The organism is Nocardiopsis alborubida, from assembly GCF_012396365.1.
Classification (GTDB): domain Bacteria; phylum Actinomycetota; class Actinomycetes; order Streptosporangiales; family Streptosporangiaceae; genus Nocardiopsis; species Nocardiopsis alborubida.
Genome location: NZ_JAAXPG010000015.1, coordinates 86,754 through 106,084, shown reverse-complemented (window position 1 = coordinate 106,084; position 19,331 = coordinate 86,754). Strand labels below are relative to the sequence as shown.

Annotated in this window: 16 protein-coding genes; 12 read left to right on the top strand and 4 right to left on the bottom strand. The window is 73.4% G+C overall.

What is annotated here, in order from left to right:
- Nucleotides 1-106: 106 nt before the first annotated feature.
- From HGB44_RS16985 to aceA, 3 genes are all read right to left on the bottom strand, one after another.
- A complete protein-coding gene (locus HGB44_RS16985) occupies nt 107-376 on the bottom strand; it encodes a hypothetical protein (protein WP_061079081.1) in 270 nt (89 codons plus the stop codon).
- Between the two features lie 281 nt (nt 377-657).
- Nucleotides 658-918 carry a DNA primase gene (locus HGB44_RS16980; protein WP_325096991.1) on the bottom strand — a complete coding sequence of 87 codons (261 nt, stop codon included), beginning with the start codon at nt 916-918 and terminating at the stop codon, nt 658-660.
- A gap of 302 nt (nt 919-1,220) precedes the next feature.
- Nucleotides 1,221-2,519: an isocitrate lyase gene (gene aceA, locus HGB44_RS16975; protein WP_061079083.1), complete on the bottom strand. Its 1,299-nt coding sequence runs from the start codon at nt 2,517-2,519 to the stop codon at nt 1,221-1,223.
- Nucleotides 2,520-2,735: 216 nt separating this feature from the next.
- Between aceA and HGB44_RS16970 the strand changes: the two genes are divergently transcribed.
- The 8 genes from HGB44_RS16970 to HGB44_RS16935 all read left to right on the top strand — a co-directional run bounded on the left by HGB44_RS16970 (nt 2,736) and on the right by HGB44_RS16935 (nt 11,906).
- Nucleotides 2,736-4,175, top strand: a complete 1,440-nt coding sequence (locus HGB44_RS16970) for a helix-turn-helix domain-containing protein (RefSeq protein ID WP_061079084.1) — start codon at nt 2,736-2,738, stop codon at nt 4,173-4,175.
- Nucleotides 4,176-4,342: 167 nt separating this feature from the next.
- Entirely contained in the window at nt 4,343-5,572 is a 1,230-nt protein-coding gene (locus HGB44_RS16965) for an acyl-CoA dehydrogenase family protein (protein ID WP_061079085.1), read from the top strand.
- Between the two features lie 62 nt (nt 5,573-5,634).
- Nucleotides 5,635-6,120 (top strand): hypothetical protein, encoded by a 486-nt coding sequence (locus HGB44_RS16960; protein WP_061079086.1) that lies wholly within the window; start codon nt 5,635-5,637, stop codon nt 6,118-6,120.
- 72 nt (nt 6,121-6,192) lie between these two features.
- Nucleotides 6,193-6,972 (top strand): hypothetical protein, encoded by a 780-nt coding sequence (locus tag HGB44_RS16955; protein ID WP_061079087.1) that lies wholly within the window; start codon nt 6,193-6,195, stop codon nt 6,970-6,972.
- 34 nt (nt 6,973-7,006) lie between these two features.
- A complete protein-coding gene (locus HGB44_RS16950) occupies nt 7,007-7,684 on the top strand; it encodes a TetR/AcrR family transcriptional regulator (RefSeq protein WP_061079088.1) in 678 nt (225 codons plus the stop codon).
- A gap of 58 nt (nt 7,685-7,742) precedes the next feature.
- A complete protein-coding gene (locus HGB44_RS16945; protein ID WP_061079089.1) occupies nt 7,743-8,141 on the top strand; it encodes a MerR family transcriptional regulator in 399 nt (132 codons plus the stop codon).
- The gene (locus tag HGB44_RS16940; protein ID WP_061079090.1) at nt 8,141-9,118 is read left to right on the top strand and encodes an aldo/keto reductase; all 978 of its coding nucleotides are present in this window, start codon (nt 8,141-8,143) and stop codon (nt 9,116-9,118) included. Before HGB44_RS16945 ends, HGB44_RS16940 begins: the two co-directional genes overlap by 1 nt.
- Before the next feature lie 166 nt (nt 9,119-9,284).
- On the top strand, nt 9,285-11,906 hold the full coding sequence (locus tag HGB44_RS16935; RefSeq protein WP_061079091.1) for a hypothetical protein: 2,622 nt from the start codon (nt 9,285-9,287) through the stop codon (nt 11,904-11,906).
- A 180-nt stretch (nt 11,907-12,086) separates the two neighbouring features.
- Here HGB44_RS16935 and HGB44_RS16930 read toward each other — a convergent pair whose 3' ends face one another.
- The gene (locus HGB44_RS16930) at nt 12,087-14,393 is read right to left on the bottom strand and encodes a HelD family protein (RefSeq protein WP_061079092.1); all 2,307 of its coding nucleotides are present in this window, start codon (nt 14,391-14,393) and stop codon (nt 12,087-12,089) included.
- Nucleotides 14,394-14,800: 407 nt separating this feature from the next.
- Here HGB44_RS16930 and HGB44_RS16925 point away from each other — a divergent pair, with 407 nt between their 5' ends.
- The 4 genes from HGB44_RS16925 to HGB44_RS16910 all read left to right on the top strand — a co-directional run bounded on the left by HGB44_RS16925 (nt 14,801) and on the right by HGB44_RS16910 (nt 19,277).
- Nucleotides 14,801-17,029 carry an anthranilate synthase component I gene (locus HGB44_RS16925; RefSeq protein ID WP_061079093.1) on the top strand — a complete coding sequence of 743 codons (2,229 nt, stop codon included), beginning with the start codon at nt 14,801-14,803 and terminating at the stop codon, nt 17,027-17,029.
- Between the two features lie 193 nt (nt 17,030-17,222).
- The gene (locus tag HGB44_RS16920; protein WP_168444040.1) at nt 17,223-17,363 is read left to right on the top strand and encodes a GPGG-motif small membrane protein; all 141 of its coding nucleotides are present in this window, start codon (nt 17,223-17,225) and stop codon (nt 17,361-17,363) included.
- 261 nt (nt 17,364-17,624) lie between these two features.
- Entirely contained in the window at nt 17,625-18,422 is a 798-nt protein-coding gene (gene thyX / locus HGB44_RS16915) for an FAD-dependent thymidylate synthase (RefSeq protein ID WP_061079094.1), read from the top strand.
- 537 nt (nt 18,423-18,959) lie between these two features.
- Complete coding sequence (locus tag HGB44_RS16910; RefSeq protein WP_061079095.1) at nt 18,960-19,277, top strand: hypothetical protein; 318 nt, start codon at nt 18,960-18,962, stop codon at nt 19,275-19,277.
- The last annotated feature ends 54 nt before the right edge of the window (nt 19,278-19,331 follow it).

Genomic DNA, 19,331 nt, shown 5'->3' with positions numbered 1-19,331 from the left:
GTTGCAATGTACGCGCTGTCGGCGGGGGCCGGTGACCTCGGGGGAGCCGGGCGGGGGCGGGCTCTCGGGCCGCGCCCCCGCCCGGCGGTGCCGCGGCCGGGGGCGGTCAGTCGTTGTCGTTGTTCTCCATGTCGCCCTCGCCGCCGTTGTCCTCGTTCCCGCCGTCGTCGTCCTCGCCGCCGTCCTGGTTGTTCTCCTGGCCGCCGTCGTCCTCGTCGCCCTGGTCGTCGCCCGGGGTGTCCACGGTCGGGGCGTCGGCCCCCTCGGGGTCCTCGCAGGCCGCGACGCCGAACACGGCCACGGCGGCGATCGCCGAGCCCGCCAGCGCCCGGCGCAGGGCGGTCAGGGTCTGCCTGCTGATGTCCTCGAACCTCATCGCTGACTCCCTCGGGTCGAGGCTCGTGCCGGGGGGCCGCCCGGGTCCGGGCGGCGGGCGCGAGCCGGATGTTATCCGTCCGTGACCCAGCCTAGGGCGTGTTCCTTGTCCGTGGCCAGGGAGGCGCGGAGAGTGACGGCTCCCGATGTGGCGGGGCGCGTCGTCCGACCCCGGGAGGGGGACCGGGACATGCGGGAGAGAGGGCGGGGGGAAGGGGGAGAGGGCCCGCACCGCCGCTCGGGGCGTGCCCGGCGGCGGCAGCGGGTCAGCGGGGCACGGGCTCAGTCGTCGCCGTCCTCGCCGTCCTCGCCGTCCTCGTCTCCGCCGTCGCCGCCGTCGCCGCCGTCGTCCCCGTCATCACCGCCGTCTTCGTCGTCCCCGCCGTCGTCTCCACCATCGTCATCGTCCTCGCCCTGCTCGACGCTCACGTTCGGCATGAGGTCGTCGCAGGCCGCTGTGCCCAGGACCACGACGGTGGCCAGGGCGCCCACGGCGAGCACCCGGCGCAGTGCGGCCAGGGCGGCGAGGAACGGTTCGAACATCTTCAAGCCGGGCCTCCGGTTCTCCGGGCGGGCCGCGGGGGCGCGGCCCGGTGCGGCTGTCAGCCTAGGTCCCGGCCGCGCGGGGGGCCAGTGCGTCCCCTTTCCTCCGGGGACCGAACCCGTGCCCGGGACGACCGAAAACGGACGCGGCGGGCACTTCCGGCACGGCACAGGACAAGCCGCCGGCCATGCGCGTGTGACACGGAGCGCGCATGGCCGACGGCTAGGGGGCGGAGGCCGCCCGCCCCGCCCCAGCCACGAAAGCGGGGAGGGACGGCCTCCTGGGAAGGAGAAGACCAGTGTCAGTGAGCCGCTGAGAACTGGTCTTCCTCGGTGGAGCCGGTGAGAGCCGTGGTGCTGGCCTCGGGGGAGATGGTCGTGCTGATGGAGTCGAAGTAGCCGGTGCCGACCTCGCGCTGGTGGCGGGTGGCGGTGTAGCCCTGGGACTCGGCCGCGAACTCGGCCTCCTGGAGCTCGACGTACGAGGTCATCCCGTTCTGGGCGTAGCCCTTGGCCAGGTTGAACATCGAGTGGTTGAGCGAGTGGAAGCCCGCCAGGGTGATGAACTGGAACTTGTAGCCCATGTGTCCCAGCTCACGCTGGAACTTGGCGATGGTCGCGTCGTCCAGGTGGCGCTTCCAGTTGAAGGACGGCGAGCAGTTGTAGGCCAGCATCTGGTCCGGGTACTCGGCCTTGATCCGCTCGGCGAAGTCGCGGGCGACCTCCAGGTCCGGGGTCGCGGTCTCCATCCACAGCAGGTCGGAGTGCGGGGCGTAGGCCAGGCCGCGCGCCACGCAGGCCTCGACGCCGTTGCGGAAGCGGTAGAAGCCCTCCGCGGTGCGCTCGCCCGTGATGAAGGGCTGGTCGCGCTCGTCGACGTCGCTGGTGATCAGGGTCGCGGCCTGGGCGTCGGTCCGCGCGATGACCAGGGACGGGACGCCGGCGACGTCCGCGGCCAGGCGGGCGGCGTTGAGCGTCTTGACGTGCTGCCCGGTGGGGATGAGGACCTTGCCGCCCAGGTGGCCGCACTTCTTCTCGGAGGCCAGCTGGTCCTCCCAGTGCACGCCCGCCGCGCCGGAGGCGATCATGCCCCGCATCAGCTCGTAGGCGTTGAGGACGCCGCCGAACCCGGCCTCGGCGTCGGCCACGATCGGGGCGAGCCACTCGGGCGCGCTGTCGTCGCCCTCGGCCCAGGTGATCTGGTCGGCGCGCATCAGCGCGTTGTTGATGCGGCGGACCACGGCCGGGACCGAGTTGGCCGGGTACAGGCTCTGGTCCGGGTAGGTGTTGCCCGAGAGGTTGGCGTCGGCCGCGACCTGCCAGCCGGAGAGGTAGATGGCCTTCAGCCCGGCGCGGACCTGCTGGACCGCCTGGTTGCCGGTGAGGGCGCCGAGGCTGTTGACGTAGTCCTCGGTGTGGAGCAGGTCCCACAGGCGCTCCGCGCCGCGGCGGGCCAGGGTGTGCTCCTCGGTGACCGAACCGCGGAGCTTGACCACGTCGTCGGCGGAGTAGGTGCGCTCGATACCGGCCCACCGGGGGTTGGTCTCCCAGTCGCGCTGGAGTTCGGCGCTGGCTTCCTGTCGTCGAGCGCTGGTGCCCATGTTCGATCCCGCCTTACGTGTAGTCCCCAAGTGTTCACACCGGTCGAGAAGGCCAGGTCAGAGCCAGGGGGCTGAGCCCTGAGCGGTAAGTTCCCCGCCGGTAACTAGATTCTTGGGGAAGTTCCGAGGCTTTTCCACTGGAAATCTCGCGAAGATCGTCGTTTCTTTCCGTACTATGAAGCCATGGCGTACTTTGGTGCTGAAGAAATACCGTCTTTGACAGGTGACCTGGATCTCGTCACCTTTGGCCAGCGGCTCCGCCATCTGCGGCGGGCGCGCGGCCTCACCCTCTCCGACCTGGGCGAACGCGTGGGCCGGGCCCCCTCCCAGCTCTCCCTGCTGGAGAACGGCAAGCGCGAGCCCAAGCTCTCCCTCCTCACCTCCCTGGCCTCCGCCCTGGGCGTCTCGGTGGAGGAACTCCTGTCCAAGCAGCCCCCGAGCCGCCGCGCGCAGCTGGAGATCGCGGTCGAGGAGGCCCAGCGCGACACGGTCTACCAGGACCTGAACCTGCCGCACCTGAGGATCGGCAAGCGGGTCCCCAACGACGTGCTCGAACACATCGTGGGCCTGTACGGGGAGCTCCGGCGGCGCAGCGCCAAGCCGACGGCCACCCCCGAGGAGGCGCGCCGGGCCAACGCCGACCTGCGCCGCCAGATGCGCGAGCGCGGCAACTACTTCGAGGGCATCGAGAAGGCGGCGGCCCAGACCCTCGACGCCGTCAACTACACCGCGGGGGCCCTGTCCCAGGGGCAGATCCTCGCCATCGCCACCCACCACGGGTTCTCCCTCAAGTACGTGCAGGACCTGCCCCGCTCGGTGCGCTCCCTCACCGACCACGTCAACCGGCGCATCTACCTCAAGCGCGAGACCACGCTGGGCATGCACAGCCCGCGCACGATCCTGCTCCAGACCCTGGGCCACGTCGTGCTGGGCCACGGCAGGCCGCGCGACTTCGGCGACTTCCTGCGCCAGCGGGTGGAGGCCAACTACTTCGCCGCCGCCGTCCTCATCCCCGAGTCCACCGCGGTGCGCTACCTCCAGGAGGCCAAGCAGGCCCGCGACCTGTCGGTGGAGGACCTGCGCGACGTGTACTCGGTCTCCTACGAGATGGCCGCGCACCGGTTCACCAACCTGGCCCACCGCCACCTGGACCTGGTCTGCCACTTCATCCGCAACGACGAGACCGGCATCATCTACAAGGCCTACGAGAACGACGGCCTCGTCTTCCCCACCGACGACACCGGGGCCATCGAGGGCCAGCGCATGTGCCGCCAGTGGTCGGGGCGCCAGGTCTTCGCCTCGCCGGACCGCTACTCGATCTACTACCAGTACACGGACAAGCCCAACGGCACCCACTGGTGCGTGGCGCACGTGGACCCCAGCCGCGAGCGCAACTTCGCCATCACCCTGGGCGTGCCCTACAAGGAGTCGCGCTGGTTCCGCGGGCGCGAGACCACCAACCGCACCAAGTCCAACTGCCCCAGCGGCGAGTGCTGCGTGCACCCGCCCGCGGACCTGGCCGCGCGCTGGGAGGGCAACGTGTGGCCGTCGGCCCGCGCGCACTCCCACGTGCTCTCGGCGCTGCCCTCGGGGACCTTCCCGGGCGTGGACGAGCACGACGTCTACACCTTCCTGGAGAAGCACAGCCTCGACTGAGCGGCGGGCCCGGAAGGAGCGTGCGATGGGGCCGGGGGCGGCGGGCGTCGACCCCGGCCCCCCGCACGTGCGGGTGCGGCGTTGTGGCGCGCGGAGCTGGCTGTTACCGTTGGTAACACGTACTGGCCCCCTCCCTCCCCGGAGGGCCCGACAAAGGATGTAAGCGCATGAGTGAGGCCACCGCGCCCGGCTTCAGCCTGGAACTGAGCGAGGACGTCCGCGAGGTCCGGGACTGGACCCACGGGTTCGCCGCCGACGTCATCCGCCCCGCCGCCGCCGAGTGGGACGAGCGGGAGGAGACCCCCTGGCCGATCATCCAGGAGGCCGCCAAGATCGGCCTGTACTCCCTCGACTTCTTCGCCAACCAGTGGCTGGAACCCAGCGGCGTCGGCATCCCCGTGGCCTTCGAGGAGCTGTACTGGGGCGACCCGGGCATCGCCCTGGCCATCACCGGCACCGGCCTGGCCGCGGTGTCCGTCGCCGCCAACGGGACCCAGGAACAGCTCTTCGAGTGGACGCCGCAGATGTTCGGCACCCCCGACGACATCAAGCTAGCCGCGTTCTGCTCCTCCGAGCCCGACGCGGGCAGCGACGTCTCGGCCATCCGGACCCGCGCCGTCTACGACCAGGCCAAGGACGAGTGGGTGCTCAACGGCACCAAGACCTGGGCCACCAACGGCGGTATCGCCGACATCCACGTCGTGGTCGCCTCGGTGGAGCCCGAGTTCGGCTCGCGCGGGCAGGCCACGTTCATCGTGCCGCCGAACACGCCCGGGCTCAGCCAGGGGCAGAAGTTCGCCAAGCACGGCATCCGCGCCTCGCACACCGCAGAGGTGGTCCTGGACGACGTGCGCGTGCCCGGCTCGTGCCTGCTGGGCGGCAAGGACAAGCTCGACGAGCGCCTGGCCCGCGCCCGCGAGGGCAGGCGGTCCAAGGGCCAGGCCGCCATGAAGACCTTCGAGGCCTCCCGGCCCACGGTCGGCGCGATGGCGGTGGGCTGCGCCCGCGCCGCCTACGAGTACGCCCGCGACTACTCCACCCAGCGCGAGCAGTTCGGCCGCCCGATCGGTGAGAACCAGGGCGTGGCCTTCACCCTGGCGGAGATGGCCACCCGCATCGACGCCGCCCGCCTGCTGGTGTGGCGCGCGGCGTGGATGGCGCGCAACGACAAGGACTTCGACAGCGCGCAGGGCTCGATGAGCAAGCTCTACGCCAGCGAGACCGCCACGTTCGTCACCCAGAACGCGGTGCGCATCCTCGGCGGGAACGGCTACACGCGGGACTACCCCGTGGAGCGCTGGCACCGCGACGCCACGATCTTCACGATCTTCGAGGGCGCCAGCGAGATCCAGAAGCTCATCATCGGCCGCGCCGTCACGGGCCTGCCGGTGCGCTGACGCCGGTGGGTTCGCGTGGTGAAGCGGTGACGGGGTGAGGTCGCCGCTTCTATGCTGACGCCATGAACCTCCCCCACCCGCGTCTTGCCGCGCTCGTACTGCCGCTCGCCGCCCTGACCGCCTGCTCCTCCCCGGACCAGCAGGAACAGGACGCCTCCCCCTCCGCCGAGACCCCGGCCGCCGCGTCGCCCTCCGCCCCGGCCTCCCCGAGCCCCTCGCCCTCCGCCTCCTCCGGCCCGCCCACCCTGGCGGACCTGCCGGAGGAAGGCCGGGACCTCGCCTCCTGTGAGGACGGACAGTGCCGGGTCACCGTCCAGCCCGGCGACCGGATCCCGGTTCCGGAGGAGGCGGGCGGCACGGAGATCGTGATCGGGTCGATCGCCGGGGGAGAGGTGACGTTCCAGCAGAACCGCTCCGATGGCGGCTCGACCACGGTCACGCTCAAAGAAGCCGGTCAGGGCAGCGGCATGCTCGCGGACGGGAACAGGTTCACCCTGGCCTTCCCCGAGATCGGCGACGGCGAGGCCGTCATGCAGGTCGACGTCTGACTCCGGCCCCGGCGGCGGGGGCTTCCCGGTCCACCCGTTCGCCACGCGGGCGCGACCTCTAACCTGGCTCGCATGGACACCACCGCGGGCAACGGCGCCCCCACCCTCACCATCCCCACCGGATACAACGGCCCCGACGGGTCGGGCAACGGCGGCTACACGGCGGGACTGCTCGCCGCGCGGCTCACCGCCGTCGGCGGGCCGGCCGTCCAGGTCACCCTGCGCACCCCGCCGCCCCTGGGCCGCCCGCTGACGGTGGAGGACGGCCCCGAGGGCGCCCTGCGCCTGACCGACCCCGGTGCGGAGGAGGGCGCCCGCCTGGTGGCCGAGGCGGTGACCGCCGGCCTCCCCGACGCCCCCGTCGTCCCCGGCGGCCCGGTCCCGGTGTCCGAGGCCCGAGAGGCCGAGCACCGCTACGCGGGGCTGGCCGCGCACCCCTTCCCGCGCTGCTACAGCTGCGGCCCCGAGCGCGCCGAGGGCGATGGCCTGCGCCTGTTCGCCGGTTCCGTGCGTCCGGGCACCGGCCCCGACGGGGTCGGCAACACCGTCGCCTGCACCTGGACACCGCACCCCTCCCTGGACGAGGGCTCCGGCACGGTCGGACCCGCCCAGGTGTGGGCCGCCCTGGACTGCCCCGGCGGCTGGTCCAGCGACGTCTCCGGCCGCCCCGCCGTCCTGGGCCGGATCACCGTCCGCGTCGACGAGGCTCCCCGGACCGGGGAGGTCCACGTGGTGATGGGACACCTGGAGGCGGTCGACGGCCGCAAGATCACCACCGGCAGCGCCCTCTACGACGGCACGGGCCGCGTCCTGGCCCTGGCCAGGGCCACATGGATCGCGCTCCGGACCTGATCCGAGGCCCCGCGAACCGCTACGGTGAACCCTTGTGGCCCTCCAACGTGCGCGGCAGACCGCGCTGACAGACAGCAGTGACGCCTCCGGCACGCCCGTGCCGGAGGCCCCCGCCCCGCGCGGGGGAAGGGGCGCGCGAGGACGCGACCCCGAGCGGCGCCGCGCCATCCTGGACGCGGCCGACCGGGTGATCCAGCGCGACGGCCCGGACGCGTCGATGGTGGCCATCGCGGCCGAGGCCGGGATCAGCAAGCCGATCCTGTACCGGCACTTCGGGGACAAGGGCGGCCTGTACCGGGCGCTCGCCCGGCGCCACGTGGACCCGCTTATCGAGCGCATCCGCGAGGAGCTGCACCAGCACACCGAGTTCGAGGTCCGCGCCCGTGCCACGGTCGGCGCCTACCTGTCGATGATCTCCCAGAACCTCAACCTCTACCGGTTCCTGATGGACCGGGCCACCTCCGAGGACTCCCGGACCCGCGGCGACCTGGGCATGATGGTCCGCCGCCTGGGGGAGGAGCTCGCCGACCAGCTCGTCGCCGAACAGCGCGTCGGCGACCGCCCGCGCTCCCAGATCGTCGCGCACGCCGTCGTGGGCATGGTGCAGGCGGCGGGGGAGTGGTGGCTGGAGCACCCCGAGGTCGGCGAGGAGGAGATCATCGACGACCTCACCGCGGCGGTGGTCGGCGCCATCCGCGCCAGCCGGACCTAGGGCTTTTCCGCCGACCCCCTTGACCTGGAGTGCGCTCCAGGTCCCATGCTTTCTCTTCATGAGGGACTACTACACGCCGGGCCAGGTCGCCGAGCGCTTCGACCTCACCCTGGACACCCTGCGCTACTACGAGAAGGCGGGGCTGCTCCGCCGGGTGGAGCGCGCTCCCAGCGGGCACCGCCGCTACCGGGCCGACGACGTCGAGCTGCTCAACATGATCCGGTGCCTGCGCGAGACCGACATGCCCATCGTCCGCCTGCGCGAGTTCGCCGAGCTCATCCGCGAGGGCGATCACACCGTTCCCGACCGGCTGGACCTGCTCCAGGGCCACCAGGAGCGGCTGGCCGAGCGCATGGAGGAGATGCGCCGGTGCCAGAAGGTGATCCAGCACAAGATCGACTACTACCGCGGCGTGCTCGCCGCGCACACCCCCGACCCCCTCAAGGAGACCTCCTGATGCGCTACACCACCATCGGCGACCGCCGCGTCAGCGCCCTGTGCCTGGGGGCGATGAAGTTCGGCAGCGAGACCGACGACGCCACCTCCGCCGCGCTGCTCGACCGCTTCGTGGCGGCCGGGGGCACCTTCGTGGACACCGCCGACTGCTACCAGTTCTGGGTGGAGGGCTTCGAGGGGCACGAGAGCGAGACCTTCCTGGGCCGGTGGCGGCGCGAGCGCGGCATCACCGACGAGGTGGTCATCGCCACCAAGCTCGGGGCGCAGCCCACCGTGCCCGGCACCGGTGCGGAGACCAAGGAGGGCCTGTCGGCGCGGGCCGTGGCGACGGCCGCCGAGCGCAGCCGCGAGCGTCTGGGCATGGACCGCCTGGACGTGCTCTACGCCCACAACGAGGACCCGAGGACCCCGCTCTCCGAGACCCTGGAGGCCTTCGCCGCGCTGGTCGGCGAGGGCTCCGTCTCCCACCTGGGGCTGAGCAACCACCGCACCTGGAAGCTGGAGAGGGCCCGCGCCGTCACCGAGGCCCGGGGCTGGCCGCGCCCCCGTGTGCTCCAGTACCGGTACAGCTACCTCCAGCCCCGCCTCGACCTGCCGCTGCGGTCCGCGGGCCACATGCACGCCACACCCGAACTCCTGGACTTCGTCCGTGCCGAGGCGGCCGAGGGCCGCGAGCACACGCTGGTCGCCTACACCTCCCTGCTGTGGGGCGCCTACACCCGTCCGGAGAAGGCCGCCGAGCTGGACCGGGCCTACGACCACCCGGGGACCCCCGCACGCCTGGCCGTCCTGGACGAGGTCGCCCGCGAGACCGGGGCCACCCGCAACCAGGTCGTGCTCGCCTGGCTGATGGGCGGCGACCCGAAGGTGGTGCCGCTGGTGGGGGTGAGCTCCCTGGAACAGCTGGACGAGGCGATCGAGGCGACCGACCTGGTACTCAGCGACGAGCAGTGGAGGCGCATGGCCGAGGCGGGGTAGTTCGGCGGCGGGCATGGCCGGGGCCGGTCACCAGTCCCGGACAAACCACGTGTAACACCTCATATGTATCCATGCGCGGTTTTCACCATCCTTTGACCGGATACCTTCCCTAGTGGCGGCGGAGCGGCCGCGCCGCCTCGGTCCGCGAACCCGTGGGAGGGGCGACTTGCCCGACAGCACGTACCACCAGATCCACTTCGCCTGGGCCGAACCCACCCTCCTCGGCCGGTTCGGCCCCGGACCGGCCGCCTCCTCCATCCCCGAGGCCGAGCAGCCCGTCCTGCGTTCCTGGCGCGACCGCCTCGTCCCCGCGCTCACCGCCGACTACCGCTCCGCGCTGCCCGACACCGACCCGGGGGAGTACCCCGAGACCCTCTGGGCGCGCGCCTACCCCGACGGGCAGGCCGCGCTGGTCTACCGCTGGCCCGGTGACGTCCGGTCCGCGCACGCCTGGGCGATCGTGGGGCCCGCGCACGGCCTGACCCTGCCGCGGCTGCTCTCCCTGCACGAGAACCCCCACACCCGCCCGGCCCCGCGCCGCCCTCCGGCGCCGGGCTGGGCGACCATGGACACCCTGCCCACGCCCGAACCCTGGGAGCGCACCGCCGCACCCGGGGCCGTGCGCACCCGCGACCGGCGCGCCGCCGAGACCACCGTCGAGGACGACCCCCTCCTGGTGGGCGCGGTGGCCGCCGCCCTGTACCGGCCCGACGTGCCGATCCACATCGCCCTGGCGCCCGAGCGGGCCGACCTGTGGCAGGCGGTGCAGCTGCGCTTCCTGTGGGGCTTGCACCGGGTGCTGCACGACGTGCTCACTCCGCCCCGCGCCATTCCCGCGGCCGGGTGGAGCTGGTCGTTCTCCACCTACGACCCGGTACTGGGCACCTCCGACGGCCAGCACCTGGCCTTCGGCCCGCCGGTCGCCGACGTGTCCGGGCCCTTCCTGGAACCCCCGGCCCCCGACTACCGCGCGGTCGCCGAGGGGCTCGTGTCCGTCCTGCGGGAGGAGGGCGGGGACGCGCTCGCCCGCCACCTGGCCGAGCGCGGCGTCCCCGAGGCCCCGACCTTCGCCGACCGGCGCGCGCTGCTGCGCGACTGGCTCGACCCGCGGCCCCGGAGGCTCGACGACGTCCCCGTCCCCGAACGGCTGCCGGACGAGGACGGCCCGGACGGCGGGGCGCCCCTGCCCGACCTGCCCGAGGTCGAGGCCCCGGGGGAGGAGGAGACCGGTCCGTTGCCGCTCTCCGGATCCCGCGTTCCGGTGGGCCGCCCGGGCCTGGAGGAGGACGGGGCCCCGGGCGGCGCCGTCCCGGGCGTGCCCGGCGGCCAGCGCTCCTTGAAGGGGATCACCGAGGAGGGCGTGGAGTCCTCCGCCGCCGGGACGGGGAGCGGCGGGCGGCGGCGCGGGGACGGGCGTGTGGATCCCGCCGCGCGTGGGACTGAGGGGACGCTCGGGGACGACGGGGAGCGCCGAGAGAGCCGGACGCACGGGGGAGGCGAGGCGGACGGGGACAACGAGGCGCTCTGGCCCGAGCCCGTGGCAGAACGCCTGCCGGAGGAACCGGGAACCGACGGCTCCGGTGACGCCCCGCGGCGCCCGGAACCGCGCATCGCACCCGCGCGGGGGCGGACGTCCGCAGCCCCGGAGAGCCCCTCCGCGCGGTCCGGCATCTTCGGGGCGCCCGAACCCCGCCGCAGGCCGCGTCTGGTCCCGGACACCGGCGACGAACGGGATTGCGCCCGCGCCTTCGAACACCGTGAGCACGCCTCCGGGACCGATGACGCGGAGCGGAGCGGTCTCCTGGCCGCTGACGCGCCGATGCCGTACGGGCCGGAGGCGCAACCGTCCGGAGAGGAGGGGCCGCGGACCTCCCGAGGCGGCCGGGAGACCTTCCGGTTCCTCGGCCGCGGCAGACGTGCCGCCCCGGAGGCGGACGAGTCCGAGGCCCAGGGCCAGGCGCCACGGGACGGAGCCGTGCCCGAGTTCGCGGACGAGGCGTCGGGGAACGGGGACGCGGAGGCGTCACCGGCCCCGGCCCAGGACACCTTCGGAACGGGCGGGACGGCAAGCCTCGCCCGCGGGTCCGCACCGCCACCCGAATCCCTCGAACACCAACAGCCGCACGCCCCCGCGGACGAGTGGACCATCGCCGCCTCCCCCGGAACGCAGGGCCCCCCGTCGGACCGAAGGACCGCGGACCCCGACCCGGCCCCGGGCCCCGGCCTCACGGACGGCCCCGAGGACCGGGCCCCCGCCGACGCGCCGCCCCTGCCGGTGGTCCCCGACGCGGAGGCCGACCTCCCGCGCCGGGCGCCGCTCGACTACGCGGCCGAGACCGAACCCGATCCGGAGCAGTTCCCCGACGAGGAGGCCTCCGAGGACAACTGGCCCACCCAGTACGTGGACCTCCCCCTGACCCGGCTGGAGCGCTGGCACCACCGGCACGGACCCGAGGGCGCCCGGATCGACGTGGTCGACGCCCGCGCCGCCGTCCGCGCCGAACGCGCCGAGCTCCAGCGGGTCCGCGAGGAGCGCGACCACTACCACGCGGAGGTCCAGGACCTGCGCCGCGAGGTCGCCCGCCTGGACCGGCCCTGGCTGGACCGGGCGGACGGGGAGGAGGACGTCCCCGAGGCGCCCCGTCCCCGCCGCTGGCCCTCCCGCGTCCTGGTCCTGGTCCTCCTGGCGGCCTTCCTGGCCACCGGGCTGGAGGCGGGCGCCCGCTTCGGCCTGGGCGCCGTGGACCTGTTCGGACTGCTGGGAGCCGCGATCACCGGCGGCTCCTGACGGCCCCTCTGAGCGGTGGTTCCTCTGAGCAGGCCCCTCTGGCAGCGGGACCGGGGCCCGGCCGCCGGCCGGGCCCCTTCCGTGCCCGCCACCGCGCGCGCTCCGCCCCGTCCCACGGCTCCGCGGACCGGGCACCCCCGTCCGCACCCACCCCGGCCGTCCGCCCCGAGCCCGTCGGCCTCACCCCTCGGCGGCCCCGGCCAGGCGCTCCAGCACCCGCGGCAGCTCCCCGGTGTGCGCCACCGCCAGCCGCCGCGTGGCCCGGGTGACCGCCACGTACAGGTCGTTGCCGCCGCGCGGCTGCGCCAGCACCGCCTCCGGTTCCACGACCACCACCGCGTCGAACTCCAACCCCTTGGACTCGGTCGCGGTCAGCACCACCACCGCCTCCTCCAGGGAGTCGCGGACCCGCCCCGAGGGCGTCGTCCCCGGCCGCGCGGCCTCCGGCAGCGCCGCAGCCACCGCGTCCGCGTGCCGGTCCGAGGTGATCACCGCGATCCGGCCCTCACCGATCGCGGCCGCCTCCTCCGCCACCAGCGCGGGCAGGTCCGCCGCCAGCGACGCCAGCCGCACCGCACGCGGCCGGTCGCCCTCCTCGCGCACCGACTCCGGGACCTCCTCGCCCGGAGCGGCCACCCGCAGCACGTCGGCGGCCACCGCCATGATCGGCTCCGGCGTCCGGTAGTTCACCCGCAGCCGCTCCACGTGCACCTTGCCGGGCGCGTAGGGTTCCAGCGCCTCCAGCCACGAACGCGTCCCCGACGCGCTGCCGGTCTGCGCCACGTCCCCCACCACGGTCAACGACCGGGTCGGCACGCGCCGCATCACCGTGCGCCAGGCCATCGGCGACAGCTCCTGGGCCTCGTCCACGATCACGTGCCCGTAGGTCCACTCCCGGTCCGCGCCCGCACGGTCCGCGGTGGTGCGCGCGGCCCCGGCGTCCCGATGACGCTCCGCCAGCGCGGCCGCGTCCATCATCCGGTCCTCGAACAGGCCCGTGAACTCCAGCACCCCCTGCGCGTAGCGCTCCTCCTCGGCCCGCTCGGCGTCCTCACGGCGTTCCCGCGCCCGAGCGGCACCGCCGTCCTCCCCGAGCAGTTCCGCGGCCTCGTCCAGCAGCGGCACGTCCTCCACGGTCCACGGCTCCCCGGCGGAGCGCGCCAGGAGCGCGCACGCGTCCCCGCCGAGCCCGGCCCGCGCCCCCACCCGCTCCAGCGCCTCGGAGTCGGCGAACAGCTCCCGCAGCAGCCGCTGCGGGGTCAGGTGCGGCCACAGGGCGTCCAGCGCCTCCCGCACCGGCTCCTCCGACCACAGCCGTGCGCCCGCGAACTCCAGGTCCTCCTCGTCCGCGGGCCGCCCGAGCAGCCGCGACTCGGCCCGGGCCAGCTCCGTGAGCAGGGACCTGACCACGTACACGCGCGCGGTGTTGTGGGGCAGGCGCAGCCCCCGCGCGGTCCGCAGCACGCGCTCGCACAGCGCGCCCTGCACGGTGAGCGCGCCCGCGTCGGTCTCCACGACCAGGTCCGCGCCGCCGAACGCCTCCAGCGGCGCGCGCTGGCGGTCGGCCACGGCCGCGTGCACCAGGTCGGCCATCGCCAGGCAGCCCTTCACCGCCGCCGTGCCGTGCGCGTCGCGGCGTGAGGCCGCCACCCCCGGGAACAGCTCCCCGACCGTGCGCATCACCGCGTCGGTCTCCCCCAGGGAGGGCAGCACGTCGCCCACGTAGCGCAGGAACGCCGGGTTGGGCCCCACGACCAGCACCCCGCGCCGCTCCAGCACGGCGCGGTGGGTGTAGAGCAGGTAGGCGGCGCGGTGCAGCGCGGCCACGGTCTTACCGGTGCCGGGCCCGCCCTGGACCACGAGCACCCCGGCCAGCCGGGCGCGGATGACACGGTCCTGTTCGGCCTGGATGGTGGCGACGATGTCGCCCATCCGCCCGGTCCGGCCCCGGTGCAGCGACGCCAGGAGCGCGGCCTCCCCGACCAGCTGGCGGCGGTCGGTGTCGGTCAGCCCGTCGGGGTCGAACACCTCGTCGTCGAGCCCGAGCACCCGGCGGCGGCGCACCCGCAGGTGGCGGCGGCGGGTGACCCCGTGCGGGTCGCCGGGGGTGGCGGCGTAGAAGGGGCGGGCGGCCGGGGCCCGCCAGTCCACCAGGATGGTCTCGTACCCGGCGTCGCGCAGGCCGATCCGGCCCACGTACCGGGTCTCGGGTTCGTCGTCCCCGTGTGAGAGGTCGACGCGGCCGAAGCACAGGCCCTCCTCGACCGCCCCCAGTTGGGCGCGGCGGCGCGCCTGTTCGTAGGAGCGGGTCTCGCGTTCCACGAGGGCCGCGTACCCTCCGCGCTCCTGGAGGTGGGCGGAGGCGAGCTGTTCGGAGGCCTGGGCGCGCAGGGCGTCCAGGCGCTCGTACATCGCGCTGATCCTGGCCTGTTCCGCGGACAGGGCCGACGCGGCACCTTCGTCGGCGCCAGCTTGACAGAACTCCATCGTCTTGCTATGCTCCGTATGTTGGGTTTTTTGTGAGTGAGCTCAAATAGCGACAGTGGGTTCCGTACCCTAGCACAGCGCCGCGCGCCTCCGCGAGAGCGCTTTCGCACCCCTCCCTTCTCCGCGCCGCCGCGCAGTTCTCCCCCTGCTCCGGGCCAGTCCCGTGTGCCGTCCGCGTCGTGACCGGACCGGAAAACCTCCGCGTCGGGCTCCCCAGCGCACACCGCACCCGCTACACTCGTGCCCATGCGACAGACGACCACCCAGGCTCAGTGGTGGCGCCGCCCCTAGGCGGTGCTCCGAGTTCGCATACCCATGCAGCGACCGCCCCGGACCGGCGGTCGTTTCGTGTTCTCACGGCCCCGGACGGTGCGGCCCATCCGACCGCGCAGCCAAAAGGACCGGCCGTGAACCCCAGCGACGCACAGACCAGCACGTATCTCACCGAGGGCGGCGTCACCGTCCACCGCAGCGCCACCCCCTGCGATCCCGAGATCCTCACCGAGCTCGTCCGGTCGGTCGAGCGGCGCCGCGGCGGCGTGCTCTCCTCCGGTATGGAGTACCCGGGCCGCTACGACCGCTGGCACCTGGGCTACGTCGACCCGTGCCTGGAGATCACCACGCGCGGGCGCCGCGTCGCCGCCACCGCCCTCAACGCCCGCGGCCGCGTGCTGCTGCCCGTCCTGGCCGCGGCCCTGTACTCCGTCGGCCTCCCCGACCCCGACAGCACCCTGGCCGACCTCGAACACGGCAGCGTCGCCGTCACCGTCCCCGAACCCGACCCGGGGGAGTTCTTCTCCGAGGAGGAGCGCAGCCGCCGCCCCAGCGTCTTCACCGCGCTGCGCGCCGTCATGGCCGCCCTGCGCAGCCCCGAGGACGCCAACCTGGGCCTGTACGGCGCCTTCGGCTACGACCTGGCCTTCCAGTTCGAGCCCATCGAGCGCCACATCGACCGCGACCCCGACGACCGCGACCTGGTCCTGCACCTGCCCGACGCCGTCATCGTCCGCGACCGCAAGCGCGAGACCTGTGTGCGCTACACCTACGACTTCACCGTCCCCGCGGACGGCGACCGCGCCGAGGCCACCACGCGCGGCCTGCCGCGCGAGACCGGGCCCACCCCGCCCGTCGTCGCCGCCGAGGTGCCCGAGGGCCCCCTGCCCGGCTCCTACGCGCACGTCGTGGCCAAGGCCAAGGAGAAGTTCCGCCGCGGCGACCTGTTCGAGGTCGTCCCGGGGCACCGCACCTACGCCCGCTGCTCCTCGCCCGCCCGCTTCTACGAGCTGCTGCGCGAGCGCAACCCCGCCCCCTACGAGTTCTTCTTCAACCTCGGCGAGAGCGAGTACCTGGTCGGCGCCTCCCCGGAGATGTTCGTCCGCGTCACCGGAGAGCCCGGCACCGGCCAGCGCGTGGAGACCTGCCCCATCTCGGGCACCATCCGCCGCGGCGAGGACGCCCTGGGCGACGCCGAGAACATCCAGGAACTGCTCTCCTCGGTCAAGGAGAAGTCCGAGCTCACCATGTGCACGGACGTGGACCGCAACGACAAGTCGCGCGTGTGCGAGCCGGGCAGCGTCCGCGTGATCGGCCGCCGCCAGATCGAGATGTACTCGCGCCTCATCCACACCGTCGACCACATCGAGGGCACCCTGCGCCGCGACTTCGACGCCCTGGACGCCTTCCTCACCCACATGTGGGCGGTCACCGTCACCGGCGCGCCCAAGACCTGGGCGATGCGGTTCATCGAGCAGAACGAGACCAGCCCCCGCCGCTGGTACGGCGGCGCCGTCGGCGTGCTCAACTTCGACGGCTCCATGAACACCGGCCTCACCCTGCGCACCGCGCACATCCGCGACGGCGTGGCCGCCGTGCGCGTGGGCGCCACCCTGCTCTACGACTCCGACCCCGAGGCCGAGGAGCGCGAGACCTTCCTCAAGGCGCGCGCCCTGCTGGAGACCCTGGCCCTGGGCGAGCGGGAGGACGCCCCGGCCGAGGCGGGCGGCGCGGCCGCCGCCGAACCCGCCGAACTCCCGGGGGAGGGCATGCGGGTGCTGCTCGTCGACCACGAGGACTCCTTCGTCAACACCCTCGCCGACTACGTGCGCCGCCACGGGGCCGAGGTGACCACGGTCCGCTACGGGTTCGACCCCTCCCTGCTCGACCGGCTCGCCCCCGACCTGGTCGTGCTCTCGCCCGGCCCCGGCCTGCCCGCCGACTTCGGGATGTCTGCCCTGCTGGACGCGCTCGCCGCCCGCAACCTGCCGGTGCTCGGGGTGTGCCTGGGACTCCAGGGGATGGTGGAGCACGCCGGGGGAGAGCTGCGCACCCTGGACGAACCGGTGCACGGCAAGCCCGGCCGCGTGCGGGTCTCCGGTGGGCGGCTCCTCGCCGGCTTGGGCGAGGACGACGCCTTCCCGGCCGCCCGCTACCACTCCACCTACACCCTCCCCGAGCTGGTCAAGCGCTTCGAGGTCACCGCCGTCCTGGAGGGCGGGGAGGGCGGGGAGCCCGTCGTCATGGCCGTCGAGGACCCGGTCGCGCGGTGGTACGGGGTCCAGTTCCACCCCGAGTCGATCCTCACCGCGACGGTCGGCGAGGGCATCGTGGCGCGGGCCCTGCGCCTGGCCCGCGACTGAGACCCGTCACGTGGCCCCGGAGGCCGCCCCGGGGCCGCGGCCCCGGGGCGGAAGGCGTGTGCGGAGGGTCACGCGGGTGTTTCGAGGAGTGCGGTGGTACCCGGCACACGGTGCCTACCTGCACCAAGGCGCCTTTCCCGAATCACATCCAACCAAAAAGTTTGATCAACCTGTTACGGGACAGTGGTTGTGTATGGGTATTCTACTGACGATCCTCGGAGTCATTCTCATCATCGCCGGTGTTCTCGGGGTGCTGCGCGGGCAGCTCCTGTGGGGCATCATCGCCATCGTCGTCGGGCTCTTCGTGGCCCCCGGCTACTTCTACGGCTTCTAGCGGGTTGCCCCTCCTCCGCGTAGCGGGACAGCACGACCGGGAAGCACGCACAGCACCGTCGCGGGCCGGGTGCCGGGCCGGGGAGACCCGGCGGGCACCCGGCCCGCACGCTGTCCCCGGCCGACCCCCGCCGACCCCGTGTACCCTCGGGGAGGGCTGGTCAGCCCCCGCCCCCGTCACGCCTCCCGCCCCGCGCCGCCCGTCGGTCGCGGTGCTCAGGCGTGCGTTCGGGGAGTCGGGAACACGAACGGGAGGCATGCTGTGAAGAGGGTCGAGCCGCAGGTCCGTCTGGTGGCGCGTCCGCAGGTGGACTACGACGCCATCGCCGACTACCTCAAGGAGGTCGGCGGGGAGGCGTGGCTGGAGCGGTTCGACCGCGGTGAGCTCGACGCCCACCTCAACGACCCCCAGAACCTCGCCGAGTTCGCCGGGCGGCTGTGCTACCGCTCCTGGGAACCGGGCCTGAACCCCAACGTGACCCGGGTGCGCACCGACCAGGACGCCTACCTCGGCAACATCCTGGCCAGCATGCACGGCTCCGTCCTGGAGCACATCAGCTTCAGCTTCGTCCTGCACAACGTCTCGCGCGTGCTCACCCACGAGCTCATCCGCCACCGCCCGGGCGTGGCCGTCTCCCAGGAGTCCCTGCGCTTCGTGCGCCTCTCCGACCTGCCGTTCTGGTTCCCCGACTGGGCCGAGGACGACCCCGAGCTGATGGAGCGCGCCACCGCGATGCTCCGCCAGATGGAGGAGTTCCAGCTCTGGATGGCCGACCACTTCGGCCTGGACGACGACGGCGTCAAGTTCGCCGAGAAGAAGCACAAGACCTCCTTCATGCGCCGCTTCGCCCCCGAGGGCGTGGCCACCGGCCTGGTGTGGACCGCCAACGTGCGCACCCTGCGCCACACCCTGGAGGCGCGTACCGCCCCCGGCGCGGAGGAGGAGATCCGCCTGCTGTTCGACCTCATCGGGCGGACCCTCCAGGAGGAGGCCCCGGCGCTCTTCGGCGACTACGAGGTCCAGGACGGCGCCTGGGTGCCGAAGTACCGCAAGGTCTGAGCGCCTCCGGACCGCTTCCGGACACGGCCCGCCCCTCGGGGCGGGCTTTTTCGTGCGCGCAGGAAACCGGGGCTTCTCCTCCCCCCCGCGGGTGCGCGGCTCACGGCGTTCGGCGCGGCCGCCCCGGGGCGGCGCCGCCGACGGAGGCGTTGGGGCGAGCGGGTCCCACATGCGATTCGCCGTAACGGGGAGCACTCCGGCCCCTCGCGGCTCCTGCGCTCCGGGGAAACCCGTCCGTTCCGGACCCCTCCCCTCCGGTGCGCGCGCCTTTTTCCGGCGATAACACCACCTAACGCGCGATCGGCGCATCTCTTGGTGAAGAGTTGGAAAGCATACTTTTCTGCATTTCCTTCCCCTGGTGCTTTCCCTTTGGTCCGGTTCCGGGTAGCGGCTGCCCGAAATCCTCCGTGGAACCAAACCGGGCCTGGTCTTTGCGGTGACGGCGGGTCAGGATGTCCGGGGCGGCTTCGCCGTATCGGTGATATGTGCGGGCCGATCCTTCGGAAAAAGTGTGGAACGAAAATGGAGGCAATCGGAATGAGGGCTCTCGTGTCCGCCGCGGCGGCACTCGCGTTCGCTGTGGGCGGGACCGCGGCGGGTGCCGCTCCGGCCTACGCCGCGACCGGTGAGGTCGTCGTCTTCACGACCGAGTTCGAGGAGCTGCGGCGCTACCCCGAACCCCCGTCGGGGACCTGTCAGCGGCTCCCCGAGACCGCGCACGTCCTGGTCAACCTCACCGATGCGGACGTGCGTATGCACGCCGGCGCGAACTGCTTCGGGCCGTCGGTCGTGGTCGCGCCGGACCACGGCTGGCACGCTCCGCCCAGCGGGCTGTTCAGCTTCTCGGTGGCCTGACCCCGACCGGTCCCGCGACCGCCGCCCGGCGGTCACGGGACCGCACGGCGGCCG

Excerpts from the sequence above, each read along its gene's own strand:
- HGB44_RS16920 (WP_168444040.1), top strand. The coding sequence starts at position 17,223 with ATGGGTATTCTACTGACGATCCTCGGAGTCATTCTCATCATCGCCGGT.
- HGB44_RS16945 (WP_061079089.1), top strand. The coding sequence starts at position 7,743 with ATGAGGGACTACTACACGCCGGGCCAGGTCGCCGAGCGCTTCGACCTC.
- HGB44_RS16960 (WP_061079086.1), top strand. The coding sequence starts at position 5,635 with ATGAACCTCCCCCACCCGCGTCTTGCCGCGCTCGTACTGCCGCTCGCC.
- aceA (WP_061079083.1), bottom strand. The coding sequence starts at position 2,519 with ATGGGCACCAGCGCTCGACGACAGGAAGCCAGCGCCGAACTCCAGCGC.
- HGB44_RS16930 (WP_061079092.1), bottom strand. The coding sequence starts at position 14,393 with ATGGAGTTCTGTCAAGCTGGCGCCGACGAAGGTGCCGCGTCGGCCCTG.
- HGB44_RS16980 (WP_325096991.1), bottom strand. The coding sequence starts at position 918 with ATGTTCGAACCGTTCCTCGCCGCCCTGGCCGCACTGCGCCGGGTGCTC.
- HGB44_RS16965 (WP_061079085.1), top strand. The coding sequence starts at position 4,343 with ATGAGTGAGGCCACCGCGCCCGGCTTCAGCCTGGAACTGAGCGAGGAC.
- HGB44_RS16955 (WP_061079087.1), top strand. The coding sequence starts at position 6,193 with ATGGACACCACCGCGGGCAACGGCGCCCCCACCCTCACCATCCCCACC.
- HGB44_RS16985 (WP_061079081.1), bottom strand. The coding sequence starts at position 376 with ATGAGGTTCGAGGACATCAGCAGGCAGACCCTGACCGCCCTGCGCCGG.
- HGB44_RS16910 (WP_061079095.1), top strand. The coding sequence starts at position 18,960 with ATGAGGGCTCTCGTGTCCGCCGCGGCGGCACTCGCGTTCGCTGTGGGC.
- HGB44_RS16940 (WP_061079090.1), top strand. The coding sequence starts at position 8,141 with ATGCGCTACACCACCATCGGCGACCGCCGCGTCAGCGCCCTGTGCCTG.